Source organism: Micromonospora sp. NPDC048063 (genome assembly GCF_043202855.1).
In the GTDB taxonomy this organism is placed as follows: domain Bacteria; phylum Actinomycetota; class Actinomycetes; order Mycobacteriales; family Micromonosporaceae; genus Micromonospora.
Genome location: NZ_JBIDBG010000002.1, coordinates 618363 through 643892 on the forward strand (window position 1 = coordinate 618363; position 25530 = coordinate 643892).

Annotated in this window: 29 protein-coding genes; 16 read left to right on the forward strand and 13 right to left on the reverse strand. The window is 74.8% G+C overall.

Annotated elements, in window-relative coordinates:
• Positions 1 to 57 precede the first annotated feature (57 nt).
• Positions 58 to 1032 (reverse strand): NlpC/P60 family protein, encoded by a 975-nt coding sequence (locus tag ACGFZ2_RS07590; RefSeq protein WP_393451101.1) that lies wholly within the window; start codon positions 1030 to 1032, stop codon positions 58 to 60.
• 447 nt (positions 1033 to 1479) lie between these two features.
• On the opposite strand from ACGFZ2_RS07590, the gene ACGFZ2_RS07595 reads away from it, so the two are divergent.
• Positions 1480 to 2061, forward strand: a complete 582-nt coding sequence (locus ACGFZ2_RS07595) for a DUF6232 family protein (RefSeq protein WP_393260868.1) — start codon at positions 1480 to 1482, stop codon at positions 2059 to 2061.
• Between the two features lie 6 nt (positions 2062 to 2067).
• On the opposite strand, the gene ACGFZ2_RS07600 is transcribed toward ACGFZ2_RS07595, so the two are convergent.
• Both ACGFZ2_RS07600 and ACGFZ2_RS07605 read right to left on the reverse strand, forming a co-directional pair.
• On the reverse strand, positions 2068 to 2397 hold the full coding sequence (locus tag ACGFZ2_RS07600; RefSeq protein ID WP_393260866.1) for a DUF3817 domain-containing protein: 330 nt from the start codon (positions 2395 to 2397) through the stop codon (positions 2068 to 2070).
• 26 nt (positions 2398 to 2423) lie between these two features.
• Positions 2424 to 2861: a hypothetical protein gene (locus tag ACGFZ2_RS07605; RefSeq protein ID WP_393451104.1), complete on the reverse strand. Its 438-nt coding sequence runs from the start codon at positions 2859 to 2861 to the stop codon at positions 2424 to 2426.
• A 121-nt stretch (positions 2862 to 2982) separates the two neighbouring features.
• On the opposite strand from ACGFZ2_RS07605, the gene ACGFZ2_RS07610 reads away from it, so the two are divergent.
• The 3 genes from ACGFZ2_RS07610 to ACGFZ2_RS07620 are packed head-to-tail and all read left to right on the forward strand — an operon-like array spanning position 2983 to position 4197.
• Positions 2983 to 3306 carry a DUF6158 family protein gene (locus tag ACGFZ2_RS07610; RefSeq protein ID WP_393260861.1) on the forward strand — a complete coding sequence of 108 codons (324 nt, stop codon included), beginning with the start codon at positions 2983 to 2985 and terminating at the stop codon, positions 3304 to 3306.
• Positions 3306 to 3626 (forward strand): hypothetical protein, encoded by a 321-nt coding sequence (locus ACGFZ2_RS07615; protein WP_393260858.1) that lies wholly within the window; start codon positions 3306 to 3308, stop codon positions 3624 to 3626. Before ACGFZ2_RS07610 ends, ACGFZ2_RS07615 begins: the two co-directional genes overlap by 1 nt.
• 37 nt (positions 3627 to 3663) lie before the next feature.
• Positions 3664 to 4197 carry a DUF1360 domain-containing protein gene (locus ACGFZ2_RS07620; protein ID WP_393260855.1) on the forward strand — a complete coding sequence of 178 codons (534 nt, stop codon included), beginning with the start codon at positions 3664 to 3666 and terminating at the stop codon, positions 4195 to 4197.
• Positions 4198 to 4294: 97 nt separating this feature from the next.
• Here the strand turns inward: ACGFZ2_RS07620 and ACGFZ2_RS07625 are convergent, their stop codons facing one another.
• From ACGFZ2_RS07625 to ACGFZ2_RS07635, 3 genes are all read right to left on the reverse strand, one after another.
• The gene (locus ACGFZ2_RS07625; RefSeq protein ID WP_393260853.1) at positions 4295 to 4504 is read right to left on the reverse strand and encodes a hypothetical protein; all 210 of its coding nucleotides are present in this window, start codon (positions 4502 to 4504) and stop codon (positions 4295 to 4297) included.
• Between the two features lie 92 nt (positions 4505 to 4596).
• Complete coding sequence (locus ACGFZ2_RS07630; protein ID WP_393260850.1) at positions 4597 to 4845, reverse strand: hypothetical protein; 249 nt, start codon at positions 4843 to 4845, stop codon at positions 4597 to 4599.
• Positions 4846 to 5290: 445 nt separating this feature from the next.
• The gene (locus tag ACGFZ2_RS07635) at positions 5291 to 6388 is read right to left on the reverse strand and encodes a 3-deoxy-7-phosphoheptulonate synthase (protein ID WP_393260848.1); all 1098 of its coding nucleotides are present in this window, start codon (positions 6386 to 6388) and stop codon (positions 5291 to 5293) included.
• Between the two features lie 304 nt (positions 6389 to 6692).
• Between ACGFZ2_RS07635 and ACGFZ2_RS07640 the strand changes: the two genes are divergently transcribed.
• The gene (locus ACGFZ2_RS07640; protein WP_393451107.1) at positions 6693 to 7850 is read left to right on the forward strand and encodes an alkaline phosphatase PhoX; all 1158 of its coding nucleotides are present in this window, start codon (positions 6693 to 6695) and stop codon (positions 7848 to 7850) included.
• A 130-nt stretch (positions 7851 to 7980) separates the two neighbouring features.
• Complete coding sequence (locus ACGFZ2_RS07645) at positions 7981 to 8196, forward strand: hypothetical protein (protein ID WP_393260845.1); 216 nt, start codon at positions 7981 to 7983, stop codon at positions 8194 to 8196.
• Here the strand turns inward: ACGFZ2_RS07645 and ACGFZ2_RS07650 are convergent.
• A complete protein-coding gene (locus tag ACGFZ2_RS07650) occupies positions 8163 to 8903 on the reverse strand; it encodes a phosphodiesterase (RefSeq protein ID WP_393260843.1) in 741 nt (246 codons plus the stop codon). The genes ACGFZ2_RS07645 and ACGFZ2_RS07650 overlap by 34 nt on opposite strands.
• 89 nt (positions 8904 to 8992) lie before the next feature.
• On the opposite strand from ACGFZ2_RS07650, the gene ACGFZ2_RS07655 reads away from it, so the two are divergent.
• The 10 genes from ACGFZ2_RS07655 (at position 8993) to ACGFZ2_RS07700 (ending at position 19555) form a co-directional block, all read left to right on the forward strand.
• Entirely contained in the window at positions 8993 to 10285 is a 1293-nt protein-coding gene (locus ACGFZ2_RS07655; RefSeq protein WP_393260840.1) for a M16 family metallopeptidase, read from the forward strand.
• Positions 10285 to 11631, forward strand: coding sequence for a M16 family metallopeptidase (locus ACGFZ2_RS07660; protein WP_393451110.1), 1347 nt, complete (start codon positions 10285 to 10287; stop codon positions 11629 to 11631). Before ACGFZ2_RS07655 ends, ACGFZ2_RS07660 begins: the two co-directional genes overlap by 1 nt.
• A gap of 277 nt (positions 11632 to 11908) precedes the next feature.
• Entirely contained in the window at positions 11909 to 12934 is a 1026-nt protein-coding gene (locus ACGFZ2_RS07665) for an aspartate-semialdehyde dehydrogenase (protein ID WP_393260834.1), read from the forward strand.
• A gap of 87 nt (positions 12935 to 13021) precedes the next feature.
• Positions 13022 to 13489 carry a PPOX class F420-dependent oxidoreductase gene (locus ACGFZ2_RS07670; protein WP_393451458.1) on the forward strand — a complete coding sequence of 156 codons (468 nt, stop codon included), beginning with the start codon at positions 13022 to 13024 and terminating at the stop codon, positions 13487 to 13489.
• Between the two features lie 166 nt (positions 13490 to 13655).
• Complete coding sequence (locus tag ACGFZ2_RS07675) at positions 13656 to 14072, forward strand: CBS domain-containing protein (RefSeq protein ID WP_363704678.1); 417 nt, start codon at positions 13656 to 13658, stop codon at positions 14070 to 14072.
• Positions 14073 to 14526: 454 nt separating this feature from the next.
• On the forward strand, positions 14527 to 14904 hold the full coding sequence (locus ACGFZ2_RS07680; RefSeq protein WP_350708581.1) for an SCP2 sterol-binding domain-containing protein: 378 nt from the start codon (positions 14527 to 14529) through the stop codon (positions 14902 to 14904).
• On the forward strand, positions 14904 to 16964 hold the full coding sequence (locus ACGFZ2_RS07685) for a glycogen debranching N-terminal domain-containing protein (protein ID WP_393451113.1): 2061 nt from the start codon (positions 14904 to 14906) through the stop codon (positions 16962 to 16964). The genes ACGFZ2_RS07680 and ACGFZ2_RS07685 overlap by 1 nt, the downstream gene beginning before the upstream one ends.
• A 153-nt stretch (positions 16965 to 17117) precedes the next feature.
• Positions 17118 to 17867 carry a lysophospholipid acyltransferase family protein gene (locus ACGFZ2_RS07690; RefSeq protein ID WP_393260829.1) on the forward strand — a complete coding sequence of 250 codons (750 nt, stop codon included), beginning with the start codon at positions 17118 to 17120 and terminating at the stop codon, positions 17865 to 17867.
• Between the two features lie 94 nt (positions 17868 to 17961).
• On the forward strand, positions 17962 to 18570 hold the full coding sequence (locus ACGFZ2_RS07695) for an isochorismatase family protein (RefSeq protein ID WP_393451116.1): 609 nt from the start codon (positions 17962 to 17964) through the stop codon (positions 18568 to 18570).
• A 4-nt stretch (positions 18571 to 18574) separates the two neighbouring features.
• Positions 18575 to 19555 (forward strand): GlxA family transcriptional regulator, encoded by a 981-nt coding sequence (locus ACGFZ2_RS07700; RefSeq protein ID WP_393451119.1) that lies wholly within the window; start codon positions 18575 to 18577, stop codon positions 19553 to 19555.
• Here ACGFZ2_RS07700 and ACGFZ2_RS07705 read toward each other — a convergent pair.
• The 6 genes from ACGFZ2_RS07705 to ACGFZ2_RS07730 form a co-directional block, all read right to left on the reverse strand.
• On the reverse strand, positions 19437 to 20162 hold the full coding sequence (locus ACGFZ2_RS07705; protein ID WP_393451461.1) for a hypothetical protein: 726 nt from the start codon (positions 20160 to 20162) through the stop codon (positions 19437 to 19439). The genes ACGFZ2_RS07700 and ACGFZ2_RS07705 overlap by 119 nt on opposite strands.
• Before the next feature lie 73 nt (positions 20163 to 20235).
• Positions 20236 to 20949, reverse strand: coding sequence for a response regulator (locus ACGFZ2_RS07710; protein WP_393451122.1), 714 nt, complete (start codon positions 20947 to 20949; stop codon positions 20236 to 20238).
• Complete coding sequence (locus ACGFZ2_RS07715; protein ID WP_393451464.1) at positions 20922 to 22106, reverse strand: hypothetical protein; 1185 nt, start codon at positions 22104 to 22106, stop codon at positions 20922 to 20924. Before ACGFZ2_RS07715 ends, ACGFZ2_RS07710 begins: the two co-directional genes overlap by 28 nt.
• Before the next feature lie 58 nt (positions 22107 to 22164).
• Entirely contained in the window at positions 22165 to 23343 is a 1179-nt protein-coding gene (locus tag ACGFZ2_RS07720; RefSeq protein WP_393451125.1) for a sensor histidine kinase, read from the reverse strand.
• A gap of 225 nt (positions 23344 to 23568) precedes the next feature.
• Positions 23569 to 24393, reverse strand: a complete 825-nt coding sequence (locus tag ACGFZ2_RS07725; protein WP_393451127.1) for a class I SAM-dependent methyltransferase — start codon at positions 24391 to 24393, stop codon at positions 23569 to 23571.
• A 57-nt stretch (positions 24394 to 24450) separates the two neighbouring features.
• On the reverse strand, positions 24451 to 25344 hold the full coding sequence (locus ACGFZ2_RS07730; RefSeq protein WP_393451129.1) for a septum formation family protein: 894 nt from the start codon (positions 25342 to 25344) through the stop codon (positions 24451 to 24453).
• Between the last annotated feature and the right edge of the window lie 186 nt (positions 25345 to 25530).

Here is a 25530-nt window from a genome sequence, read left to right on the forward strand (position 1 = left end):
GGCGAACGGCCGGCGTCCGATAGGGGGACGCCGGCCGTTCGCCGTCTGCGGGTGCGGTCAGCGCACCCGGCCGTAGCCCTGGATGGGCATCAGGTTCATGCCCCGCTTGAGCACGTTGCGCCCCGCGCTCGGGGCGTCGATCACCTGGCCGCCGCCGACGTAGAGCGCGACGTGCCCGAGCCCTCGGTAGAAGACCAGGTCACCGGGGCGCAGCTCGCCCCTGCTGATGTGGGCGACCGCGCCCCACTGCATGCGGGCGTTGTGCGGCAGCGACTTCCCGGCCGCCCGCCAGGCCGCCGAGGTCAGGCCCGAGCAGTCGTAGCCGTTCGGTCCGTCGGCGCCCCAGACGTACGGCTTGCCGAGCGCGCCGTAGGCGTACCGGACGGCGACGCCGGCCCGGCCGGAGACCGCGGGAGCGCCGTCCGCGCTGTCGGGCCGGGCGGCCGGCTTCTCGGTGGCCCGGCCGTACGCCTGGCGGCGCAGCTCGTAGAGCTCGGCCAGGTCGCGCTCGATCCGCTTCTTCGCGGCGGTCAGCTCGCGGGCCTGGGCGGCCTGCCGACCGAGCGTGACGTCCAGCCGGGTCTTCTCGGCGAGCAGGCGGCGCTGGTCGTTGGTGAAGGTGGCGATGGTCTCCTGCCGCTGCCGGGTGAGCCGGTCGATCATGTGCAGCCGGTCCAGCACGGTGTCGGAGCCGCCGGGACGCAGCAGCGCCTCGGTGGTGGACAGGTGGCTGCCGGTCTTGTATGCGGTCACCGCCAGCTCGCCGACGTCCGCCCGGCTCCGCTCGGCCTGCTGCTCCAGCGGCCCGATCCGGTCCTGCACCCGGGTCACGGCGGCCTGGTTCGCCTTCATCTCCTCGCGGAGCTTGTTGTACGCCTCGACGACGTGCTCCAGCTCGGTGGAGGACTTCTCGATCCGCCGGGTCAGCTCGGCGGGTGTGGGTTCGGCCCGGGCCGGCACCGCGGGCGCGACCAGCGTGGCCGTCACCGCGGCGACCACCAGGGCGCGCAGCGTGTTCCTGAGGGACGACAAGAGCGGAAGGCTCCTCTCCCAGCACGCCGCCGCGGGCTGCTGAGGCCCTCGGCGACACCGGGCCGGTGCAGTCCTGGTGGACGGCGGTCGACCGGCCGGCCCGGACAACGTAACCCGGGGCAGGAGTCGTCCGCAGTTGAAGCCGGGGCGAATGTTGGCAAAGTGGCGGGGTGTGTCGGTCGCGCCGGCGCGCGTACGTGGCGGCGATCGTGCGCTGTCGCCGGACGGTGCCGCTGATTGTCGTCGATCGGGTGGTACGCGACTTTCGTCGTTCTGGGCGTATGCCGGCGGAGCCTGGGGCGCTATGACCGACAAGACGGACATGGAGGCCGCTACCCGGCGGCCTTGCCGCCGGCCGCCCGCCGGGGTGGGTGAAAAGCGCCGTATCGGCTGGCACGTGCGCCACACAATGAACCGCGGAGCCGGGAATCCCGTCGACCGGCATTGATGCGATCCGTCGGCGGGAGCCGACCCCGGCACTCAGCCGCGGGAGGTAGCGCAGTGAATCCTCAAGGCGCCACGACACGACAGACGCGGTCACCGGGGGCGACCGGCGGCCGGAACACTCTGCTCTATGCCCGACCCGGGATCATCGTGACCGTCGACCGGTTCACGGTCGGACGCAACAGTTGGCGGGTGACGGAACTGACCCACCTGGAGACCAGCCGCGGGCCGCACGACCGCGTCGCCGTCCGCGCCGTGGTGGTCACGGGCGCGATGCTCGGCGGCGTCGGGCTCCTGCTCGGCTTCACCGGCGGGCTGCAACGGCTCACCGCCGGGGCGTACCTCATCCTGGGCGCCGTCTTCCTGCTGCCGGTGCTGGTCGCGGTGGTGGGGGACCGGTGGCGACCGCCGGCGTACGAGCTGTGGGGCCGGCGGCGCGGCGAGCAGGTGCTGCTGTTCAGCAGCGACAACGAGCGGCAGTTCGGCCAGGTCACCCGGGCCCTGCGCCGGGCCCGGGAGATGAACCGGTACGGCGGCTGGGAGGATCCGCTCGCCTCCGTGGACCCGTGGCGGCCCCGCCGGTAGCTCGGCTCAGCCGGCCACCGGCTCCGGGGTGCGCTCGGCCCGGTCGGCGGTCACCCAGTCGCTGACCCGGCGCTCGGCGTAGAACGAGACGAACGGCACCGTGCCGGCCAGCATGACCAGGACCATCCGCTTCAGCGGCCAGCCGGCCCGGCGGGACAGGTCGAAGGCGGCCACCAGGTAGAGCATGTAGAGGAAGCCGTGCGCCTGGCCCACGGTCTCCACCAGGATCGGGTTGTCGAAGCCGTACTTCATCGGCATGCCGATGACGACCAGCAGGATCAGCGCCACGCCGACGATCCAGGCGATCACGCGGTACCGGGTCAGGGCTGCGCCCACCTTCGTCCGTCCTTCCGCGCCCGGCCTCAGCCGGGGTAGTCACCGGGCTTGGCGCCCGGGTTGTCGGTCAACCATTTCAGGTATCGGTTGTAGGCGGTGAGGTCCGCGTCCTCGCCGTCGGCGGCCGCCGCGGGCACGCGGGCGACCCGCACGGGGCGGCGTACGACCGGACGCGTCGGGGCGGCGGCCGGCCGCGACCCGGCGTCGGCCGGCCGCGACCCGGCGGCGGCCGACGGCTCGTCGGCCGGGGCCTGCGGGCCGCGCAGCGTGTGCCGGACCTCACGCCACCACACGAACACCACGAAGCCGGCGAAGATCGGCCACTCGATCGCGTAGCCCCAGCTGATCGCGTTGCCGGCGGCGGCCCGGCTGACCTGCCACCAGCCCAGCCCCAGGAACCCGACGACCAGCACGACCATGGCCACGTGGCGTGCGATCCACGCCGGGGTCCAGAGCCGCTTCATGGCATCGAGAGTACCGGGGCGGCCCGCGGTCTCCGACGCGGTGTCGTAGTGCGGGGGATGGTTTGGTGCCACCCGGTGTGGGCATCCGTTTAGACGCCAGCCCAAAACGACCAGGGGGGCGATGATGACCGGATCGATACGGCAGGACGAGTTCGGGAGCCCGGAGCAGCGGATGCCCGCGTGGGACGGCGACCACGTCCACGACATGGCCTCCGGCGAGGCGGACGTCGACGGCGAGCTGCTCGGCGTCGACCCGGCCGAGCTGGGAGACGAGGACCTGATCCGCGAGATGCACAGCCTGCACCGCACCCGGCTGGACACCTTGCGGCACGCGGCCGACTCCGCGCTCGCCAACCACCTGCGGCGCACGGCCGAACTGGAGACCGAGTACCTCGCCCGGCACCCCGGGCGAGAGGTGGACCCCAGCCGCCTGCGGGAGGCGTGATGGCGCACGCCGAGCGCGGGATGTCCGCGCCCCCGGAGGTGGTGTTCAACACCGCTACCGACCCCGACCGGGCGTCGGCCTGGCTGCCCGACCCGCTGCGCGGCGACGGCAGCCCGGCGGAGGAGGTCAGCGCGGAGGAACTGCGGGCCCGGTGGAGCGCCGCCGGGGACTGGTGCGCCGAGATCCGGGTGGACCCGGCCCTGGCGGGCGGCGCCCGGACGCGGCTCGACCTGACCGGCGGGCCGGACGCCGGCCGGATGGCCGAGGAGGCGCTGGACAGCCTCGCCCGCGAGGTGGCCGACAACCTGCAGGCCGGCTGAGCCGGGCCGGCCGACCCGAGGACCGAGGGAGACCGGGGTGACCGACGTGAAGGAGAAGGTGGCGCGGTTACGCCGGGCGTACGCGCCGCACGAGCACCGGCCGCTCGGCGGCTATCTGGTGTCGATGGGTGCCTACGCCGCGGTGACCGGGGCGCTCGCGGGGCTGGTCAGGGCGACCGGCCAGCACGTGCCCGAGCGTCCCGCCACGGCCGACGTGGTGCTGCTCGGCATCGCGACGCACAAGCTCAGCCGGCTGCTGGCCAAGGACGCGGTCACCAGCCCCCTGCGGGCGCCGTTCACCCGCTACGACCGGCCGATCGGCAGCGGCGAGGTGATGGAGCAGGTCCGCGACCAGGGCAGCGGCACCCGTCACGCGATAGGGGAGCTGTTGAGCTGCCCGTTCTGTCTCGCCGTCTGGGTCGCCACCGGGCTCACCGGCGGGCTCGTGCTCTCGCCCCGGCTGACCCGGCTGGTCGCGACCGCGCTGAGCGCCGTGGCCGCCTCGGACTTCCTCCAGATGGCGTACGCGATGGCGCAGCGGGCCGCCGAGGGCCCCGGGCACGACGACTGAGCACGCGAGGAGGCGGAGACGTCCCGGAGGGGGCCGGCGGTGTGCCGGCCCCCTCCGCGATGTCCCGCCCCACCGGTCGGGCCTGCTGGTGCCCCGGTCACGTCGGGGTCGTGCCGTGGTCCTCGCCGGCCCAGCCCCGGGACGCCTCCGGCTCCCGCTCGTCCTCGTCCGCGCCGGTGATGACCTCACGGTCGACGGCGGTCCTGTCGTGCTCGCTGGCGAAGTCGGGTTCCGGCAGGGTGTCCGTGCCCTCGGGGGGTTGACCGAGCGCCGGCAGCTTCCTGTGCTGCTCCTCGTGGTGGGACATCTCGCTCTCCTCACTCCTCGTCGGCCGCCCGTGCCGGGAGGCTGCCGGCCCGCCGTGACGCCACGAGCCGGCCGTACGGGCTGCCGGGGTCGTCAGGTGACCGATCCGCCGAGCAGGTCGGCCGCCTCGTCGACCGCGTACTCGCCCTCGGGCAGCGCGGCGATCCGGGTGAGGAGCTGCGCGGGAAGCTCCGCGGAGACGGCGCGGCGGTAGATGTCCGCCTGGCTGATCCGTTCCTGGCCGCGGTAGAGGTCCTCGAGCAGGTCGTCGAGGCGCCGGATGTCCGGCTCCTCCGCCGCCTCGGTCGGGGGCGCTTCGGTCACGGGTGCGTCGTCGGTCACGTCGGCTCAGCTACCCGCGACCGAATCGGTCAAACGTCACCACGCCGGCCGGCCCGCGCGCCGGACCTGCCGGGCACGGCCAGTCGGGGCAACCGGTGGCGCCCGGTCCCGGACGACTCCCCGGCGCGGGACGTTGGGGGTGTGACGGCGGTCATGGTCGGGGCCGGAACACCGGAGGCGGGGGGCCGGTTGAGTGAGGTGTCGGTGTGTCCAGCGTCCCCGGGCCTCACCCATATTGCCCTCGCGGAGTTCCGTCCGGCTGGAGCCGCGTCGCGCCACTCGCCGAGAGGCGACCTGCACACCGACGCCAGCGCCGCCCCCGAGCCCACAAGGCCCGGGGGCGGCGCTGTCCTTTCTGCCTCTCCCCGGCGTCGACCACGGGATCGGCGGCGAGGTGGATCTCCTCGACTGCCGCCGACCTCGTGATCAACGTCAGGTGGGTGGGTCAGGCGGGAGTGGGGGCGGGGGTGCGGCGGCGGGTGCGGACGGCGGCAGCCAGGTGGGTCAGGACCTCCTCTGTGGTCTCCCAGCCGATGCACGCGTCGGTGACCGACTGGCCGTAGGTCAGCTCGCGGGTCGGGTCGAGGTCCTGGCGGCCGGGGAGCAGGAAGCTCTCCAGCATGATCCCGACGATGCCGCGCTGCCCGGCGTCGAGCTGGGCGGCCACGTCGGCCGCCACCCTGGGCTGGTTGCGGTGGTCCTTGCCGCTGTTGGCGTGGCTCGCGTCGACGACCAGGCGCTCGGGCAGCCCGGCCGCCCGCAGCAGCTCCAGCGCGCCGGCGACCGACTCGGCGTCGTAGTTGGGCCGGCCGCCCCCGCCGCGCAGCACGAGGTGTCCGTCGGCGTTGCCCCGGGTGTGCAGGATCGCCGGGGTGCCGGAGACGTCGATGCCGGGGAAGACGTGCGGCACGCCGGCGGCGCGGATCGCGTCCACGGCCGTGCCGATGCTGCCGTCGGGGCGGTTCTTCATGCCGATCGGCATCGACAGGCCGGAGGCGAGCTGCCGGTGCACCTGGCTCTCCACCGTCCGCGCGCCGATCGCGCCCCACGCCACCGTGTCCGCGATGTACTGCGGGGTGATCGGGTCGAGGAACTCGCAGCCCACCGGCAGGCCGAGGCGCAGCACGTCGAGCAGGAGCGCCCGGGCCGTACGCAGGCCGGTGTTGACGTCACCGGAGCCGTCCAGCCCCGGGTCGTTGATCAGGCCCTTCCAGCCGACCGTCGAGCGCGGCTTCTCGAAGTAGACCCGCATCACCACCAGCAGGTCGTCGGAGACCCGGTCGGCGGCGACGCGCAGCCGGTGCGCGTAGTCGAGCGCGGCGGCCGGGTCGTGCACCGAGCACGGGCCGACCACCACCAGCAGGCGGTCGTCGGCGCGGTCCAGCACCCGGCCGACGGCGCGCCGACCGGCCAGCACGGCCGAGGCGAGCGTGTCGTCCAGGGGTAGCTCGTGGTGCAGCAGGGCCGGGGTGGTCAGCGGCACGACACGGTCGATCCGCTGATCGCTGACCCGATCGGTCTCCGGGGTCGTCACGGTGGGCATCCTTCCGCCGACCGTGCCCCGGGGCCGGTGCCCGGGTACGAGCCGGCTGCTCGTACGCAAAAGGGCAGGAACGAAAGCTCCTGCCCGGCCGGCTCGATGGCGGTGACGTCAGATCATGGTGAAGTCACCGGCGTGCGAGCCGGCTGCCTAAACCATCGATACGAACGCGTCACGCCGCCCAGCGTACCCGACGGCCCGGGAAGGTCCACCCGGTCGTCGGGAAACACTCGCCTCACGTTCACCTCCATCGATGTCTCCAGCGGTAACTTCATCGACACCGACCGCTGTTCATCCGGAGGTTCCGATGGATCGTCGTACCGTCCTGCGCGCCACCGTCGCCGGCGGCGCCGCCGCCTTCTCCGGCAGCCTCTGGGCGGGTGCCGCCGCCCTGGCCGCCCCGGCCCAGCCCGGCACCAGCCCGTACGGGCCGCTCGGCGCCGCCGACGCCCGGGGCATCCAGCTCCCCGCCGGCTTCACCAGCCGGGTCGTCGCGCGCTCCCGGCAGGCGGTGGCCGGCACGGCGTACACGTGGCACGACGCGCCCGACGGCGGCGCGTGCTTCGCCGCCGGCACGGGCTGGATCTACGTCTCGAACTCTGAGATCTCCACCACCGGCGGGGCCTCCGCGGTGCGCTTCGACGCCGACGGGAGCATCGCCTCCGCGTACCGCATCCTGTCGAACACCAACCGCAACTGCGCGGGCGGCGCGACCCCGTGGGGGACCTGGCTCTCCGGGGAGGAGGTCAGTCGGGGGTACGTCTACGAGACGTACCCGCAGGGCGGCCGGGCCGGGGTGCGGCGGGCGGCGATGGGCCGGTTCACCCACGAGGCCGCCGCCTGTGACCCGGACCGCCGGGTCGTCTACCTCACCGAGGACGAGACGAGTGGCTGCTTCTACCGGTTCCGGCCGACCACCTGGGGCGACCTCTCCGCCGGCACGCTGGAGGTGCTGGTCGCCGGCACGGGCACCAGCGGCCCGGTGAGCTGGGCGCGGGTGCCCGACCCGGACGGCTCGCCCACCTACACCCGCAACCAGGTCTCCGGGGCGAAGAAGTTCAACGGCGGCGAGGGCTGCTGGTACGCCGACGGCACCTGCTGGTTCACCACCAAGGGCGACAACCGGGTCTGGGCCTACGACGCCGTCAACCAGCGCATCGACCTGGCGTACGACGACTCGCTGGTCTCGGGGACGGCGCCGCTGACCGGGGTCGACAACATCACCGGCACCGCCGGCGGGGACCTCTACGTCGCCGAGGACGGCGGCAACATGGAGATCAACATCATCACGCCGGCCGGGGTGGTCGCCCCCTTCCTGCGGATCACCGGCCAGTCCTCGTCGGAGATCTGCGGACCGGCGTTCTCGCCGGACGGCACCCGCCTCTACTTCTCGTCGCAGCGCGGCACCTCCGGCTCCTCCTCCGGCGGCATCACCTACGAGGTGCGCGGCCCGTTCCGTTCCTGAGCGCGGCCCGCCCGCCGCCGCGCAACGGTCGCGCCCGGCCGGCGGTGACCCCGCGACGGGGGGAGGTCACCGCCGGTCGGGCGCGATCACGTGGGCGTGCCCGTCCACCCGGCGGGGTATGTGGGCGGGCATGAGTGACGAGCAGAGCGACCAGGAACGGGTCGAGTCCCGCGCGCACCTGCTGCCCGAGGAGGCGGCCGTCGGCAGCGAGGACCCGCAGGCACAGGCCGAGGTCATCCTCGAGGAGTCGGACATCCGGGAGGAGGACCGCAACGCCGCGCCGGACACCGTGCTGGAGCGGCGTACCTCCGATCAGACGGTGACCCCCGCCGAGCCCCCCGACTGAGGCACGGCGCCGCGTGCCCGCTGCGAGGCCGGGTAGGTGTGCTCCCGCAGCCAGGCGACGGGGCCTGCCGCCCGCAGCCCCGGCGGCAGGTTGCCGACCGGGTCGAAGGCCAGCGCGGCGTCCTCCCCGGCGCTGAGCTGCCCGCCGAGGGTGACCTGCCCGAACGGCCGCCACGGCCCGACCGCGGACGCGACCGCCAGCACCAGGCGCGGCGCGTCCGTCCGGGCCGCGGCGGCCACCTCGGCCAGGCTGCGACCCAGATCGGGCGACTCCGGGTCGGCCAGCGCGGCCAGGAGGAGCCGGCGCCCGCCCGCCCGGAACGACATGATCGTGCTGTACGTCCCGGCGAAGCGCCGCCGCGGCAGCGGTAGGTGCCGCAGCACCGGCGCGGCCCCGCTGGAGCTGACCAGCAGGTCGAACGGCTGCCCGGCGTCCCGGTGCAGCCGCACGGCCAGCCCCAGCACGTCCGGCCAACTGCCCGGCGTGGGCACGCCCTTGGAGAGGCGGACGGTCGCCCGGAAGCGCCCCGGGTCGTCCAGCAGCGGCACCCCGGCCGGCGGTCCCGGCGTACCCCAGACGGTCACCTCGCCGGCGAAGGAACGGCCCGCCGGGTGCAGCAGGCGGCCCCGGCGGAGCCGGGTCAGGGCTGCGGTCGCGCGGTCGACCGCGACGGCGGCGCGGTCGGTCACGGTGGCGGCAGGCGGCATCCTCCCCCGGTACCCGGCCGCCGACGGTCGATGCCTCGTCCCGGGCGGCGCGTCCCCTTCCGGCCCGCCCGATCGGATAGCGTCGTGCCATGCCCGACAGCGGTTACCCCTGGCCCATCGAGACGACCCGACTGGACAACGGCCTGCGCGTGGTGGTGAGCGAGGACCGCACCGCCCCCGCGGTCGCCGTGAACCTCTGGTACGACGTCGGCTCCCGCCACGAGCCCACGGGGCAGACGGGCTTCGCCCACCTCTTCGAGCACCTGATGTTCGAGGGCTCGGTCAACGTGGCGAAGACCGAGCACATGAAGCTGGTGCAGGGCTCGGGCGGCTCCCTCAACGCCACCACCAACCCGGACCGCACCAACTACTTCGAGACCGTCCCGGCCGAGCACCTCGAACTGGCGCTCTGGCTGGAGGCGGACCGGATGGGCGGCCTGGTCCCGGCGCTGACCCAGGAGACGCTGGACAACCAGCGTGACGTGGTGAAGAACGAGCGGCGCCAGCGCTACGAGAACGTCCCGTACGGCGACGCCTGGCTGCGGCTGCTGCCGCTGCTCTACCCGCCCGGGCACCCGTACCACCACGCCACGATCGGGTCGATGGCCGACCTGAACGCCGCCGACCTGGCCACCTTCCAGGCGTTCCACCGGACGTACTACGCGCCCAACAACGCCGTGCTGACCGTGGCGGGCGACGCCCCGGCCGCCGAGGTCTTCGCGCTGGCCGACAAGTACTTCGGCGCGATCCCGCCCCGCGAGGACATCCCGTCCGCGCCCGACGGCCGGACGGTCCCGGCCACCGGGCGGCCCGCCGTGGAGACGGTCACCGGCGACGTCCCGGCGCCCCGCGTCTACGTCGCGCACCGCACCCACCCCTTCGGCAGCCCCGGCTACGACGTGGTGACCGTGCTCGCCACGGTGCTGGGCAGCGGTCGCGGCAGCCGGCTCTACCAGCGCCTCGCCGACGGGGAGCGGATCGCCCAGCCGGACCTCGTCGGGGCGTACGGGGTGGACCTGGCGCACGCCCCCGCGCCGATGATCGCCACCGCCACGGCCCGCCCCGGGGTGAGCGGCGAGCGACTGGCCGCCGGGCTGGCCGAGGTGGTCGACGAGCTGGCCACCGTGCCGGTCACCACCGCCGAGCTGGACCGGGCCAAGTCCCTGCTCAGCACCATGTGGTGGCGGCAGATGTCGACGGTGGAGGGCCGGGCGGACACGCTCGGGCGCTACACCACCCAGTTCGGCGACCCGGCGAAGGCCGCGGAGCGGCTGCCGGCCTGGCTCGCGGTGACCGCCGAGCAGATCGCCGAGGCCGCCGCCGAGGTGCTCGCCGCCGACGACCGGGTGACCCTGACCTACCTGCCCGAGGAGAAGCCCTGATGACGCTGATCACCGACCGACCCGGGCCGGGCGTCGCCCGCCCCTACCGGTTCCCGCAGGTGGTCCGCCGCGCGGTGGCCGGCGGCCAGGTCGTCGCCGCGCACCTGCCCGGGCAGAACCTGGCCGTGGCGCTGCTGCTGCTCGACGCGGGCGCCGGGCGCGAGCCGACCGGCAAGGAAGGGCTCGGCGGTGTGCTCGCCAAGGCCCTGGAGGAGGGGACCGCGCAGCGCGACGCGACCGCGTACGCCCTGGCGATCGAGGCGCTCGGCACCGAGCTGGTGACCGGGCTGGACTGGGACTCCTTCCAGGTCAGCGTGCAGGTGCCGGTGGAGCGGCTGCACGCCGCCGTGGAACTGCTCGCCGAGGCGGTCCGCACCCCGAAGCTGGATCCGGAGGACGTCCGGCGCGTCCGCGACGACGAGGCGACCGCGCTGCGGATGGACTGGGCCAACCCCGGCCCCCGCGCCGACGCGGCGCTGCGCGCGGACCTGTTCGGCGCCCAGAACCGCTGGGGTCGCCCCATGTACGGCGACCCGGACTCGGTCGCCGGGCTGGACGTCGAGGACGTCACCGTCTTCCACTCCGAGTGGTTCATCCGCCCCGGCACCCTGGTCGTCGCCGGCGACCTGGACCGGCTCGACCTGGACGCGCTGGGCGCGGCGGCGTTCGCCGGCACCGGCGGCGGTCCGGTCGACCGGGGCGCCCCGATCGAGGTGCCGACCCGCCCCGGCCGGCGGATCATCCTGGTGGACCGCCCCGGCTCGGTGCAGTCCACGCTGCGGCTGGGCCACCCGTCGCCGCACCGCGCCCACCCCGACCACGTGCCGATGGCCCTCGCCGGCACGGTGCTCGGCGGGGCGTTCACCTCCCGGCTCAACCACCTGATCCGCGAGGTGCACGGCTACACGTACGGCATCCGGGGCGACTTCGCCTCGTCCCGGCGGTTCGGCCGGTTCGCGGTCAGCTCCGGCGTGCAGACGGCCGTCACCGCGCCGGCGCTCGTCGAGGCGGTCGGCGAGATCACCCGTACGCAGGAGACCGGGGTGACCGAGGAGGAGCTGGCGGTGGCGCGCTTCTGGCGGGCCGGGCAGCTCTCGGTCGAGTTGCAGAGCCCCCGGGCGATCGCCTCCGCGCTGACCACCCTGGTCGTGCACGACCTGCCGGACGACTACCACGCCCGGCTGCGGGAGTCGCTGCTCGCCGCCGACGTGACGCAGGTCTCCGCGGCAGCCGCCACCCACCTGCGCCCGGAGGCGCTCACCCTGGTGGTGGAGGGCGACGCCGCGGTGATCCGCGACGAGCTGGTCGCCACCGGCCTGGGCGAGGTCGTCGACGCCGCCCCCTGACCGCTGCCCCCGGCCCGGGGGTGGCCCGCGATGTGATGTCGGTCGCGGTCGGGGCGGGGCGGGTGCTCCGACACGGGCCGGTCGGCCGGCGGCAATGCTCCGGCGGGGCGGGGTCGGGACCCCGGATCTTCTCGCCGCGGGTGCGATCGGGCGGTGACGTTCCGGGCGGGTGGCCGCCCCGGGCGCGCCTCGGCTGCCGCCCGGCCCGGCGTGACGTCCGTCCGCGCGGTGGGAAAGCGTTCCCGGCCGCGGGCCCGGGCTGGGTAGCCTCGCGGGCATGAGGATCGGCATTGTGGGGGCCACCGGCCAGGTCGGTGGCGTGATGCGGCAGGTGCTGGCGGAGCGGGAGTTCCCGGCGGAGCAGGTGCGGTTGTTCGCCTCGGCGCGGTCGGCCGGGCGCACCCTGCCCTTCCGGGGCGGCGAGGTGACGGTGGAGGACGCGGCCACCGCCGACTACGCCGGGCTCGACATCGTGCTCTTCTCGGCCGGCAAGGGCACCGCCAAGGAGTTGGCGCCCCGGGTCGCCGCGGCCGGTGCCGTCGTCATCGACAACTCCTCGGCGTTCCGGACGGACCCGCAGGTGCCGCTGGTCGTCGCCGAGGTCAACCCGCACGCCGCCGCCGTACGCCCCAAGGGGATCATCGCCAACCCCAACTGCACCACGATGGCCGCGATGCCGGTGCTGCGCCCGCTGCACGCCGAGGCGGAGCTGGTCGGCCTGGTCGTCTCGACCTACCAGGCGGTCTCCGGCGCCGGCCTGGCCGGCGTGGCCGAGCTGGACGAGCAGGTCCGCAAGGTCGCCGAGCACGCCACCGGGCTCGCCTTCGACGGCGCGGCGGTGGAGTTCCCCGCCCCCCGCTCGTTCGCGCGGCCCATCGCGTTCAACGTGCTCCCGCTCGCCGGCTCGATCGTCGACGACGGCTCCTTCGAGACCGACGAGGAGCAGAAGCTGCGCAACGAGAGCCGCAAGATCCTGGAGATCCCCGGGCTGAAGGTCTCCGGCACCTGCGTCCGGGTGCCCGTCTTCACCGGCCACTCGCTCCAGATCAACGCCCGGTTCGCCCGTCCGGTCACCCCGCAGCGGGCCCGCGAGCTGCTCGACGGCGCGCCCGGCGTGGCGCTGAGCGACGTGCCGACGCCGCTGCAGGCCGCCGGTCAGGATCCGACCTACGTCGGCCGGATCCGCGCCGACGAGACCGTCGAGCACGGGCTCGCCCTGTTCTGTTCCAACGACAACCTGCGCAAGGGCGCCGCGCTCAACGCGGTGCAGATCGCCGAGCTGGTCGCCGCCGAGCGCCGCTGACCGACGCACGTACGACGGGCCCCGCCGACCTCGGCGGGGCCCGTCGTGTGGGCGCCCCTGGGGCGTACGCCGTGGTTCGATGGGGGCATCGGGACGGTCGAGCGGGAGGATGCCGTGGCGGACGACGAGACCCGGCGGGCGTTGACGGACCTGATCGCCGGTCACCGGCTCGGGGTGCTGGCCACCCTCAGACGGGACGGCCGGCCGCAACTGTCCACCGTCATCTACGCCTTCGACCCCGCGTCGGCGGTCATCCGGGTCTCGGTGACCGACGGCCGGGCGAAGACGGCCAACCTGCGCCGGGATCCCCGGGCCAGCTTCCACGTCAGTAGCGACGACGGCTGGGCGTACGCGGTGGCGGAGGCGCGCGCCGAGCTGACGCCGGTGGCCGCCGACCCGGACGACGCGACCGTGGCGGAGCTGGTCCACCTCTACCGGACGGTGCAGGGCGAGCACCCGGACTGGGCCGACTACCGGCGGGCGATGGTCGCCGAGCGCCGCCTCGTGCTCCGGCTGCACGTCGAACGCCTCTACGGCGCCCCGCCGCACGGCTGAGCCCGCCCGGGCGGCGGCCCGGGACGACATCGCGGACCTCCCGTTCGTCGTCGGTCGTCCGGCGCGGCGGCCGGGCCGGGCACCGGGGGCCTCCTCGGATCGTGTTCGCGTTACCCCGCTCGGCCGGCGGGTAGACGGCCTGTGCCGACACCGAGAGGGGAGCACCATGACAACGGTCGGAGAGTTCATGACGACCCGGTTGGTGACGATGGACGGCAACGACACGCTGACCGCCGCGGCGCAGGAGATGCGCGACAGCGCCATCGGCGACGTGGTGGTGACCGACGGCGACGATGTCATCGGCATCGTGACGGACCGGGACATCACGGTCCGGGGCGTGGCGGAGAACATGGACCCGAACACGACCCCGCTCAACCGGATCACCTCCAAGGACGTGATCACGGTGAGCCAGTACGACGACGCGGTGGCCGCCGCCGACCTGATGCGGACCTACGCCGTGCGCCGGCTGCCGGTCATCGACAACGGGCGGCTGGTGGGCCTGGTCTCGATGGGTGACCTCGCCGTGGAGCGGGAACCGCAGTCGGTGCTCGCCGACATCAGCGCCGACGAACCGAACAACTGACTGTCCGCCGCGGCGCGCCGGCTCCCGTCCCGGGGGCCGGCGTCGCGGTCCGCGCGGGCGGCGGGCGGGCCAGCCCGGCAGCGGCGCGAGCGTCGCCGCCCGCCCCGACACCTCCAGGCGTACGCCCCCGGCCAGGCCGGCCTGCTGGAAGAGCGACCCGGAGACGTGCCGGGCGCCGCACGGGCCGCAGTCGTACGTCAGCTCGGCTGGCACCCGGTCGCTCACCGCGCGGCTCGCCTCGCCGCGGGCCGTCGGTGCCGTCACCACCTCGGCGAACGCGCGCGCCGCGGCCTCGAACGCGGCACCGACCTCCGCTCCCGACCCGCCCTGCCGGGAGGCTACCGCGCGGGTACGACCCCGGCGGCGCACCCGCCTCACCCGATCCGGGCGAGGTTGACCCGGCACGGGACGGGGACCCCGTTCGGGACATGACCGACGGGGAGGAGAGGACCCGATGGTGGACGCGACGACGAGGTTCTTCGAGGACCTCGACCGGCGGGAGTACGAGCCCCTGCTGGACAAGTCCTCCGGGACCCTGCGCCTGGACCTGCACGAGGGGGCGCAGACGACGCACTGGCTGGTGCGGATAGACCGGGGCCGGGTCCGGGTGAGCCAGGAGGACCAGGACGCCGACACGGTGGTTGGCACCACCCCGGCGCTCTTCGAGGACCTCGCCACCGGGCGGGAGGACGGGATCGCGGCGCTGCTGCGGGGCGACCTGACGGTGTCGGGGCAACTCCGGCTGCTGGTGCAGTTGGAGCGGCTCTTCCCCGGCCACCCGGACGCCCGCGGCCCCCGCCGGCGTTTCCAGGGTCAGCGGGAGGTGCGGTGATGGCGCGGAACAACACGATCCGGATCCTGGACGGCAGCACCTTCGTCGTGTCGGAGGACACCGGGGACATCGAGGCCACGCCGAGCGAGCCGACCGGATTCTTCTCCCTGGACACCCGGTTCCTGTCCACGTGGGTGCTGACGGTGAACGGGGAGCGGCTCACGCCGCTGTCGTACGACGACCTCCAGTACTACGAGGCGCGGTTCTTCCTGGTGCCGGGGATGGCGACGCACTACATCGACGCCAAGCTGTCGATCATCCGGGAGCGGACGGTGGGGGGCAGCTTCCAGGAGCAGCTCACCATCCTCAACCACGACGAGAAGCCGGTCGACCTGGAGATCAGGATGGACGCGGCGTCCGACTTCGCCGACCTGTTCCAGGTCAAGGACGAGATCCTGAACAAGAAGGGCGAGATCTTCACGGAGGTCGAGACCGACCGGCTGCGCCTGGGCTACCGGCGGGGCAACTTCAGGCGGGAGACGACCATCTCCGCGTCCCCGCCGGCCCGGTACGACCGCAACGGCTTCGCCTACACGATCCACCTCGAACCCAACCAGAGTTGGGAGGCCCAGATCGAGGTCGGCACCTTCGCCGGCGCTCAGGGCGGCCGGGACCTGCGGATGGGGCTGGGGGCGCACGGCGACGAGCGGCTCGCCCTCCAGCACGACCTGGAGGAGTGGATCGCCAAGGCGCCCAAGGTGAACAGCCAGCACGACCAGGTCGCCGCGACCTACCGGCGCAGCCTGATCGACCTGGCCGCGCTGCGCTTCTCGCCGCTGTCGCTCGGCGGGGCGTCACTGCCGGCCGCCGGCCTGCCCTGGTTCATGACCATGTTCGGCCGGGACAGCATCCTGACCTGTCTGCAGACGCTGCCGTTCACGCCGGACCTGTCGAAGACCACGCTGCGGATCCTGGCCTCCCTCCAGGGCACCCGGTTCGACGACTTCCGGGACGAGGACCCGGGCCGGATCCTGCACGAGATGCGGTACGGCGAGACTGCCGCCTTCGAGGAACAGCCGCACTCGCCGTACTACGGGTCGGTGGACGCCACCCCGCTGTTCCTGGTGCTGCTCGACGAGTACGAGAAGTGGACCGGCGACGTCGAGCTGGTCATGGAGTTGGAGCGGGAGTGCCGCGCCGCGCTGAAGTGGATCGACGACTACGCCGACCTGGTCGGCACCGGCTACATCTGGTACGAACGGCGCAACACCGACACCGGCCTGGAGAACCAGTGCTGGAAGGACTCCTGGGACTCCATCTCCTACCGGGACGGCACGCTGCCCCCGTTCCCCCGGGCCACCTGCGAGGTGCAGGGGTACGCGTACGACGGGAAGCTGCGGGCCGCCCGGCTGGCCCGGGAGTTCTGGGGTGACCCGGAGTTCGCCGACCGGCTGGAGCGGGAGGCGGCGGCGCTGAAGGAACGGTTCAACCGGGACTGGTGGGTGGAGGACGGCGAGTACTACGCGCTGGCGCTCGACCCGGACGGCCGCCAGTGCGACGTGCTGAGTTCCAACATCGGCCACCTGCTGTGGAGCGGGATCGTCGACCACGAGCGGGCCGAGAAGATCGCCCACCATCTGGTCGGGCCCCGGCTCTTCACCGGCTGGGGGGTGCGGACGCTGGCCGAGGGGGAGGTGCGCTACAACCCGGTCGGCTACCACAACGGCACGATCTGGCCGTTCGACAACTCGTTCATCGCCTGGGGCCTGCGTCGGTACGGCTTCGCCGAGGAGGCGGCGGTCATCGCCAGCGGCATCCTCGACGCGAGCACCTACTTCCAGGGCCGGTTGCCGGAGGCGTTCGGCGGCTATCCCCGGGAGCTGACCAAGTTCCCGGTGGAGTACCCGACGGCGTGCAGCCCGCAGGCCTGGTCGACCGGCACGCCGCTGCTGCTGCTGCGGACGATGCTCGGCCTGGAGCCGCACGAGGGGCACCTCGCGGTGGACCCCCGGCTGCCGATCGGGATGGGCCGCATCGAGGTGCTGGACATCCCGGGCCGGTGGGGCCGGGTGGACGCGTTCGCCCGGGGCCGCCTCGACGTGCACCGGCTGACCGAGTGACGACGGGTCCCCGCCGGGCGGGCGAACCGGCCCGTCCCACCATGCCGGCCGGCCGACCGCACCGCGGCCGGCCGGCGACGCGGCTCGGTGGGCCACGCGCCACCGGTCGGCGGGCTGGCGTGCGGCTCAGGTCGGCAGGGTAAGTTCGCGCACATGCCGGAACTCGTGTACCCGCCCGTGATCGCCGCCGCCAAGACGCTGTTCCGGGTCCTGGACCTGAAGATCACCGTCGAGGGCGCCCACCACGTCCCGCGTACCGGCGGGGCGGTCATGGCCAGCAACCACGTCAGCTACCTGGACTTCATCTTCTGCGGGCTGGGGGCGAACCCGTCGCGGCGGCTGGTGCGGTTCATGGCCAAGAAGTCGGTGTTCACGCACAAGGTGTCCGGCCCGCTGATGCGCGGCATGCGGCACATCCCGGTGGACCGGCGGGCGGGCGCCGGGTCGTACGCGACGGCGGTCAGCGCGCTCAGGCGCGGCGAGGTGGTCGGCGTCTTCCCCGAGGCGACGATCAGCCGCTCGTTCACGGTCAAGGCACTCAAGAGCGGGACCACCCGGATGGCGGCCGAGGCCGGCGTGCCGGTGCTGCCGGTGGCGCTCTGGGGCACCCAGCGGCTCTGGACCAAGGGCCGGCCGCGCACCCTGACCCGCCGGCACACCCCGATCACCATCCTGGTGGGCGAGCCGATGGACCCGGCCGCCTACCCGGACGCCAACGCGATGACCGTCGACCTGAAGACGCGGCTGAGCGCGCTGGTCGACCGGGCCCAGCGGGAGTACCCGGACCAGCCCGCCGGCCCCGACGACACCTGGTGGCTCCCGGCGCACCTGGGCGGCACCGCCCCCACCCCGGAGGAGGCCGCCGCCCTGGACGCCCCCGCCCGCCGCCCCGCCACCCCCTGACCCACCGTGAGGGCCGGGCGGGTGGCCGGATCGGTCCGGTCCGGGGCGGGATGGTGTCTGCCGCGCCGGCGGCCGCCCGGTCAGGATTCACCGTATGAGCAGAGCAGCACTCGTCGTCATCGACGTCCAGGAGTCCTTCCGGCAGCGCCCGATCTGGGCGTACGCCTCGAACGACGACATCGTCGCCCAGGTCGGCCGGCTGGTCGACGCGGCCCGCGAGCGCGGTGACCTGGTCGTCTGGGTCCTGCACGCCGAGCCGGGCAGCGGCGGCGTCTTCGACCCGGCCGGCGGGCACGTGCGGCTGATCGAGGGCCTCTCGGCGGTCCCGGGGGAGCCGACGCTGGTGAAGACGTCGCACAACGCGTTCACCACCACCAACCTCCAGCAGACCCTGACGATGGCGGGCGTCCGCGAGATCACCGTCTGCGGGATCCGCACGGAGCAGTGCGTCGAGACCACCGCCCGGGTCGGCTGCGACCTCGGCTACGAGGTGACCTTCGTGACGGACGCGACGGTCACCTTCCCGACCCCGCACCGGGACCTGCCGGCCACCGCCACGCTGGAGGAGGTCCTCGCCGACCCGCGCACCCTGTCGAACGAGGACATGATCGCCCGCACCGAGTACGCCCTCGCGGGCCGCTTCGCCACCGTCCGCACCGTCGCCGAGGTGACCGGCGCGGTCCCGGCCGGCGTACGGGGCTGAGCCGATGGCCCGGGTCGTCTTCCTGCTCGTCCCGCAGGTGCACCTGCTGGACCTCGCCGGGCCGGCCCAGGTCTTCTCCACCGCCGCCGACCTCGGGCACGACTACCGCCTGCACTACGTCGCCGATCGGGAGGTCGTGCCGACCGTGCAGGGCGTACCGCTGGTGGCCGGGCTGGAGTGGCCCGAGCTGACCCGCGACGACCTGGTGGTCGTGCCGGGGTGGCGGCCCCGCGCGCACGGGCCGCAGGGGCCGGTCGGGCCGGACGACCTGCGGCGGCTGGCCGACCACCACGCCGCGGGTGGCACCGTCGCCAGCGTCTGCGCCGGGGCGTACGCCCTCGGCCGGGCCGGCCTGCTCGACGGCCGCCGCTGCACCACCCACCACGAGGTGCAGGACGAGCTGGCCCGGCGGTTCCCGGCGGCGCGGGTGGTACGCGACGTGCTCTACGTGGTCGACGACCGCGTGGTCACCTCGGCCGGCATCGCCAGCGGCATCGACGTGGCGCTGCACCTCGTGGCCACCCGGCACGGCCCGGCGGCGGCGGCCCGGATCGCCCGCACGCTCGTCGTCCACTCCCGGCGCAACGGCCACGAGCAGCAGGCCAGCGCCATGATGCGGCACCGGTCGCATCCGTCCGACGCGGTGCACCGGGTGCAGGACCTGATCGACCACCACTTCGCCGAGCCGCTGCCGCTGGCCGACCTGGCCGCCGCGGGCGGGGTGGCCGAGCGGACGCTGACCCGGCTGTTCCGGCAGGCCACCGGGCTGACCCCGCTCGGCTACCAGCAGACCCTGCGGGTGGAGCGCGCCGAGCACCTCATCGGCCACGGTGCCACCGTGGAGGCGGCCGCCCGCACGGTCGGCTTCACCGATGCCCGGATGCTGCGCCGGCTGCGGGCCCGTGCCATCCACGGTCGAAGCGTCCCCGCTGGTAGTAGTCGTCCCGGGAACGGAACTCCACCGGCAGCGACCCCGGCAGGGTGATCCGGGCGACGCCGGCGGACAACCCCGCCCCGGCCCGCACCGCCAGCACGTCCCGCTCGGGCGGCGAGAGGTCCACCAGCTCGGGGTGGGCCAGCCGGAACGCGGCCACCGCCCGGCGCACCCGGTGGGCCAGCCCGGCGACCTCCTCGGCGGGGCCGGCGAGGCCGAGAGCCGGCTGCTGGATGGTGCGCAGCGCGTCGCAGACCACCAGCAGCCGCGCCTGCTCGTCCGGCCCGGGCGGCAGCAACTCCAGCCGCGACGGCCACTGCCAGCGGATCTGGCCGCTGACCAGGCCCGGCAGCCGGACGACCCGGCGGTGCCGGGCGCCGTCGCCCGCCCCGTCGGCCAGGGCGATCCGCGGCCCGTCTCCGACGTACGCGATCCGCCGGTCGGTGACGGTCACCGCCACCGGCGCGGGCAGCGCCCACCGCCGCCGCGCCTCCGTGGGGCCGAGCAGGTGCCCCGAGGCGTGCAGCCGGTGCCGGGAGAGCACCCGTTCGCCCGCCTCCGGGACCAGCTCGTGCCGCCGGTCCAGCACGGGAGCGACGTCGTCGGTCCCGTCGAAGCGGTGCGGGGCGATGAAGAAGGGGGACGCGTCATCGTGCATCGTCATGACCTCTCCTGCAGACGGGCATCCACCACGAGCGTCGCCGACCCCGTACCAGCTGTCATGACGCCCGTTAGGGGGTCGGCCGGTCGTGCGACGCCTGTGACCGGTAGATGCCGATCTCCTCCGGCCGGACCAGGCCGTCCTCGATCGCCCGGGCGAGCAGCGCCGCCTTCGTGGCGGCCGGCCGCCCCGCTCGGGTGTACTTGATCCTCGCCCGGTCGACGTACTGCTTGACGGTGTGCTCGCTGATCCGCATCCGGCGGGCCACCGACGCCTTCGACATCGACTGGAACCACAGCAGCAGCGCCTCGCGCTCCTTGTCGGAGAGCGCGGGACGGTCCGGCCGCGGGTCGCCCACGATCGCCCCGGCGAGCGCCGGCGGCACGTACGGGCGGTCGCTCGCGGCGGCGAGCACGGTGGCCACGCAGTGCTCCCGCCCCTCGTGCTTGGCGAGGAACGCCACCGCCCCGGCGTCCAGCGCGGCGAGCATCGTCTCCGGGTCGGTGTGTTCGGAGTAGACCACCACCCGCCGGCCGGCCGCACTCAGCTCGGCGAGCTTGTCCCACGCCATCCGCCCGTGCAGGCGCAGGTCCAGCAGGACCACGTCGGCGTCCGGGGCGGCCCGCAGCACCGCGTCCGGGTCGTCGCCCGTCGCCAGCACGGTCAGCCGGGGCTCGCTGGCCAGCCAGGCGCACACCCCCTCGACGACGACCGGGTGGTCGTCCACGATCGCCACGCCGACCGGCCGTCCGTCGCTCACCGCCGCCACCGGGTCTGCGTCCATCTGATCTCCCCGTCCCGCTCGTAGAGGTGCTCCACCGGCCCGCCGTCCCCGCCCGGCGGCCCGCCGGCGCCCGTCCTCTCCCGACCGGCTCCCGGGCCGTCCCCGCCGGCTCCCGGGCCGTCCCGGTCGGGGGTGACCAGGCCGACCACCACCTCGTCGGGGCCGCAGACCACGGTCAGCCGGGCCCAGCCGCGGGCGTCGGACAGCGTCGCGGTGAGCGGGTCGGCGAGCCGGCGGCGCACGTCCACCGGCAGCGGCGGCGACGTGCCGACCGCCACCAGGTCGATCGGCAGCCCGTTGCGCTCGGCCAGGTCGGCGGCGGCCCGCAGCTCGTGCAGCAGCGGGTCGGGCACGTCGTCCGACTCGGCGATGAGCCGACGCAGCCGGGCGGCGGCCCGCACCGCCCGCCGCTGCACGTCCGGGTCGGCCGGGTCGGCCCGCCCGTCGGCCAGTTCGGCGAGCACCTCCTCCGCGGCGCCACTGACCAGCGCGAGGCGTTCGCGCCGCTCCCGCCGGGCCAGCTCGGCGGCGTCCCGCTCGGCGGTCGCCGCGTGGGCGGCCGCTGCCGCGCCGGCCCGCTGCCGGGCCAGCGCCGCGATCGTCGTGCTGCCGACGAAGACCGCCACCGGCAGGGTCGAGGTGCCGTAGACGTACATCACGTACCGGGCCAGGTCGGCGGGGGCGGTCGCGCCGTGGCCGAGGACCGCCGCCAGCGCGATCACCGAGTGCGCGCCCAGCAGGGCGAGCAGCCCGGCCACCCGCCGGTCCCAGACCGCCAGCACGAAGAACCAGCCGAGCGTGCCCCACACCCAGTTCGCGGCGGTGAAGAGCTGCCGCTCGCCGGCCGCGCCGAAGACCGCCGCGTCGACCGCCAGCAGCAGCGCGGCCACCGGCCAGGCCGGCAGCGGCGCGTCATGCAACAGCCGCACGCCCGCGAGCACGCCCGTCGCCGCGACGAGCAGCCAGCCGGCGAGGACCACCGCCGGCGCGGCGAGTTCCGCCCGGGCGCCCAGCACCGCGGGCAGCGCGATCGCCGCGTGCCACGCCAGCGCGATGACCACCGCCACGATCCGGGCGCCGCGGTCGGAGGCGTCCGCCACGGCCGCCACGGCGTCCGCCGGGGGCCGGCCGTTCCGGCGTGTACGCGGTGCCGGCACCGCCGTGGCGTACGCGTCGGCCAGGTCGCCGTCGCGGTCGGCCGGCGTCGCCGTCGTCTCAGTCGCCACCGGCCCACTCCAACCGGATCCGGGTGCCCGCGCCCGGGTGCGAGCTGATCTCGGCCCGCCCGCCCACGGCCGACATCCGGCCGATAACCGACTCGCGCAGGCCGTACCGGTGGGCCGGGACGGTGGCCGGGTCGAAGCCGGGACCGTCGTCGGCGACCTCGACCACGGCGATGCCGGCGACCCGGGCCAGCCGCAGGGCGGCGGTCGCGCCCGGCGCGTGCCGGGCCACGTTGGACAGCGCGGCGTAGGCGCTCTCGGCGAGCGCCTCGGCGACCGGCGCCGGCACCTGCACGGGCACCAGCTCGGCGGCCACCGGCAGCTCGGGCAGCCGCGCCCGCACCGCCCGCAGGCGCTCGTCCAGCGGCGCCGGCCCGTCGGCGGGCGCCGACCGCGCGTCGGCCAGCGCGGTGAGGGTACGCAGGTCGGCGGCGCACCGCTCGCGCAGCGCGGCGGACGGGGCGGGGACCGCGCCCAGCCCGACCATGGTCAGCGTGGCCAGCACCGTGTCGTGCAGGTCCCGGTTCTGCCGCCGCTCCGCCTCCCGGACGGTCCGGGCGACCAGCGCCTCCCGGGTGAGCCGCTGGTGCGCGACGAAGGCGGCATCGGCCCGGCCGATCCGCCGCCGCATGATCGCGGTCATCACCGCCGCGCAGGCGGTCTGCACCAGCAGCGTCCCCGCGTGCGCGGCGGCCTCGTCCGGCTGGCCGGCGGCGTGCGCGCCGACCGCGTAGGCGGCGGTCACCAGCAGCCCCGCCGGCACCGACCAGCGCGCCGGGGCGGTGGCCTGCGCGTTGATCACCGTGGTGCTGGCCAGCACCGCGATCCAGCTCCCCTCGCCGGGGAGCACCTCGGGCGCCACCAGCAGCGGGATCGCCAGGCACGCGGCGGTGGTCGCCGCCACGTCGCCGGCCATCAGCGGGCCGCCGATGCCGTGCCGCAGCGCCCGGTACGCGTACCACACCGACCAGGCCGTCAGCGCCGCGACGGCCGGCACCAGCAGCGCCGGCTCGACGGGCGGGGTGCGCACCGACAGGGCCACCACCGCCCCGACCAGGCCGCACGTCAGGCGCAGCAGCGCCGGCAGCCTGGTGAAGATGACGGCGAACGCGCCGCCGGCCGGGGTTTCCAGCGTGGTCGGCGACGTGCTCGGAAGGGCAACGGCCGGCATCGGGGAGAGGCGTCCTTCTGCGACAACGACCCGATCCGGGTCGGCGCGGCGGAGATCGAAGCCGGAGAATAACACGAGGATCGCCCCTGATATCACCCTCGGTGCGCGTCGTGTCGCCGGTCCGTCAACCAGTCGTCTTCCGTCGGTCGGCGTCGGGCTCCGCGGCTGTCGCCACCTGCGTCACCGCCGAGCCGGTCGGCTCCGGGCCGTGCGCGCCGTCGCCCCTCAGCCGCCGGCCCGGTCGGCTCCGCGTCGCGCCGCCGCCAGCAGGTGCCCGCTGGCGCCGATCACCTCCGGATCGCGCTCGAAGAGCGTCGCGCAGCGCAACACCTCCGCGAACAGCGGCCCGTCGGCCTCCGGCCCGCCCGCCACGGCCAGCAGCGGCCACAGCGGACCCTCGACGCCGTACAGGTCTGGCCGGGGGAGTCCGGCCGTCTCGAACTCGTCGACCACCTCGTCCGGCCGGTGGAAGTAGGCGGTGGTGAAGCCGCTGCCCGCGTCGTTGACGCCGGTGACGTAGGTGCGCAGCAGGGCGGGACGGGTGTGATCGTCCACCCGCCCCTGCCGGGTGAGATCCATCAGCGGCGCCTGCCGGCTGATCGTCGCCGTGACCACCAGGCCGCCGGGCCGGGTCGCGCGGGCCGCCTCGCGCAGCGCGGCGACCCGGTCCGCGCGACCGATCAGGTGGTAGAGCGGCCCGAGCAGCAGGGTCACGTCGGCGCAGCCGTCGGCAAGCGGCAGTCGCCGTGCGTCGCCGACCGTGGCGCTCACCCCGGGGTGCGCGCGCCGGGCCGCCGCCGCGTGCACGGGGACCAGGTCGACCAGGTGCACCCGGTGACCGGAGGCCGCCAGCCACCCCGCGTACGCGCCGGGGCCGCCGCCGACGTCCAGCACCGCCGCCGGTGCCGGCGGCAGCAGCCGGGTCAGAACCTGGCGGGTGCGCAGCCCCTCCAGCCGCCCCAGCGGGGTGCGCTCCAGCCGGTCCGCCTCCACGAAGACGTCGGTGTAGTAGCGCACGATGTCCGGCTCCGCCGGTCGGGACCCCGCCATCCGTCGATGCTGGCCACGAGCCGGCAGTGCTGTCACGTCAATTTGTCGGCCGGGCGCTCAGTTGACCGGCAGGGCCCTGGTGCCGCCGCCGGCGATCGACCGGGTCAGCTTCCGTCCACCCGACCAGAACCAGCAGCGCACCCCCCGGTCACCGCGTGCCCACGCCTCCTCCGAGGGGAACCGGTAGGTGGTGCCGGTGCGGTAGCGGAGCATGCCGTCGACCGGCACCTTCGCGTAGCGGGCGATGACCGTCCGGCACTTCGCGTGGATCGCGTCCTCGTCCTTCGTCGCGTCGTCGTACCGGCCGTCCGGGGCGGTCCAGATGCCCGCGTACTCGAACCGGTGCGGCTTGCCGCAGGCCACCGGCTCCAGGTTGCCCCAGCGGTTCTCCTCGCCGCAGGTGAACGTCAGCGAGGAGGGAGCCTTGAGGACGCCCCGCAGGGTGCCGGTGCGGGGCACGACCGGGTCGGCCACGGCGCCGCCGGTGCCGCCTGCGGCGAGCTCGAGCAGGTCGCAGCGGTACCACCGGCTGCCGCCCGACCAGCCGGGCGGCGAGGTGGGGGCCACCTGCACCGACAACCGGGCGCCGCGCCACTCGCCGCCGACGAACGTCTTCGCCCTGGCGTCGCAGTCGGCGAACGCGACGCGCATCGCCGCCGACCCGACGCGGGGCGGGATCGGGCGCGCGGCGATCTCACCGGTGAACGTGCCGATGTGGAACGTCTCGACCAGGTGAGGCTTCGCGCAGTCGACCGGCTGATGGCTGGTCAGATAGGCGGTCGCCTCGGCGATCACGTGACACTCGCCTGCCTGCGGCACGAACTGGCGGGCCTCGGCGACCGGCCGCCAGTCGTCCGTCAGGTCACCGTCGGTGCCCGCCGGTGTGCCGCACCCGCTCAGCACCCCCGCGACCAGCGCGGCCGAAAACGTGACGCCCAGCCAGCGTCGCATGTCGCCCTCCCCGTGCCCCGTGACAGCCGGCGCAGCATATGGCACCGGCCGGCCGCACGGTGTGCCGCCGGGGTCGGCCCAGTCGCAGGCGCAGGTGGCGCAGCAGCGCGACCTCGGCGAGGTGGTGGACGGCCTCCCGGTTGACGTGCCGCACGAAGCGTCGCCAGCGCCCGGTTCGCGAACGGC

Excerpts from the sequence above, each read along its gene's own strand:
- ACGFZ2_RS07595 (WP_393260868.1), top strand. The coding sequence starts at position 1,480 with ATGCGATCCGTCGGCGGGAGCCGACCCCGGCACTCAGCCGCGGGAGGT.
- ACGFZ2_RS07605 (WP_393451104.1), bottom strand. The coding sequence starts at position 2,861 with ATGAAGCGGCTCTGGACCCCGGCGTGGATCGCACGCCACGTGGCCATG.
- ACGFZ2_RS07610 (WP_393260861.1), top strand. The coding sequence starts at position 2,983 with ATGATGACCGGATCGATACGGCAGGACGAGTTCGGGAGCCCGGAGCAG.
- ACGFZ2_RS07615 (WP_393260858.1), top strand. The coding sequence starts at position 3,306 with ATGGCGCACGCCGAGCGCGGGATGTCCGCGCCCCCGGAGGTGGTGTTC.
- ACGFZ2_RS07625 (WP_393260853.1), bottom strand. The coding sequence starts at position 4,504 with ATGTCCCACCACGAGGAGCAGCACAGGAAGCTGCCGGCGCTCGGTCAA.
- ACGFZ2_RS07635 (WP_393260848.1), bottom strand. The coding sequence starts at position 6,388 with ATGCCCACCGTGACGACCCCGGAGACCGATCGGGTCAGCGATCAGCGG.
- ACGFZ2_RS07640 (WP_393451107.1), top strand. The coding sequence starts at position 6,693 with ATGGATCGTCGTACCGTCCTGCGCGCCACCGTCGCCGGCGGCGCCGCC.
- ACGFZ2_RS07645 (WP_393260845.1), top strand. The coding sequence starts at position 7,981 with ATGAGTGACGAGCAGAGCGACCAGGAACGGGTCGAGTCCCGCGCGCAC.
- ACGFZ2_RS07650 (WP_393260843.1), bottom strand. The coding sequence starts at position 8,903 with ATGCCGCCTGCCGCCACCGTGACCGACCGCGCCGCCGTCGCGGTCGAC.
- ACGFZ2_RS07655 (WP_393260840.1), top strand. The coding sequence starts at position 8,993 with ATGCCCGACAGCGGTTACCCCTGGCCCATCGAGACGACCCGACTGGAC.
- ACGFZ2_RS07660 (WP_393451110.1), top strand. The coding sequence starts at position 10,285 with ATGACGCTGATCACCGACCGACCCGGGCCGGGCGTCGCCCGCCCCTAC.
- ACGFZ2_RS07665 (WP_393260834.1), top strand. The coding sequence starts at position 11,909 with ATGAGGATCGGCATTGTGGGGGCCACCGGCCAGGTCGGTGGCGTGATG.
- ACGFZ2_RS07675 (WP_363704678.1), top strand. The coding sequence starts at position 13,656 with ATGACAACGGTCGGAGAGTTCATGACGACCCGGTTGGTGACGATGGAC.
- ACGFZ2_RS07680 (WP_350708581.1), top strand. The coding sequence starts at position 14,527 with ATGGTGGACGCGACGACGAGGTTCTTCGAGGACCTCGACCGGCGGGAG.
- ACGFZ2_RS07685 (WP_393451113.1), top strand. The coding sequence starts at position 14,904 with ATGGCGCGGAACAACACGATCCGGATCCTGGACGGCAGCACCTTCGTC.
- ACGFZ2_RS07690 (WP_393260829.1), top strand. The coding sequence starts at position 17,118 with ATGCCGGAACTCGTGTACCCGCCCGTGATCGCCGCCGCCAAGACGCTG.
- ACGFZ2_RS07695 (WP_393451116.1), top strand. The coding sequence starts at position 17,962 with ATGAGCAGAGCAGCACTCGTCGTCATCGACGTCCAGGAGTCCTTCCGG.
- ACGFZ2_RS07700 (WP_393451119.1), top strand. The coding sequence starts at position 18,575 with ATGGCCCGGGTCGTCTTCCTGCTCGTCCCGCAGGTGCACCTGCTGGAC.
- ACGFZ2_RS07705 (WP_393451461.1), bottom strand. The coding sequence starts at position 20,162 with ATGCACGATGACGCGTCCCCCTTCTTCATCGCCCCGCACCGCTTCGAC.
- ACGFZ2_RS07710 (WP_393451122.1), bottom strand. The coding sequence starts at position 20,949 with ATGGACGCAGACCCGGTGGCGGCGGTGAGCGACGGACGGCCGGTCGGC.
- ACGFZ2_RS07720 (WP_393451125.1), bottom strand. The coding sequence starts at position 23,343 with ATGCCGGCCGTTGCCCTTCCGAGCACGTCGCCGACCACGCTGGAAACC.
- ACGFZ2_RS07725 (WP_393451127.1), bottom strand. The coding sequence starts at position 24,393 with ATGGCGGGGTCCCGACCGGCGGAGCCGGACATCGTGCGCTACTACACC.
- ACGFZ2_RS07730 (WP_393451129.1), bottom strand. The coding sequence starts at position 25,344 with ATGCGACGCTGGCTGGGCGTCACGTTTTCGGCCGCGCTGGTCGCGGGG.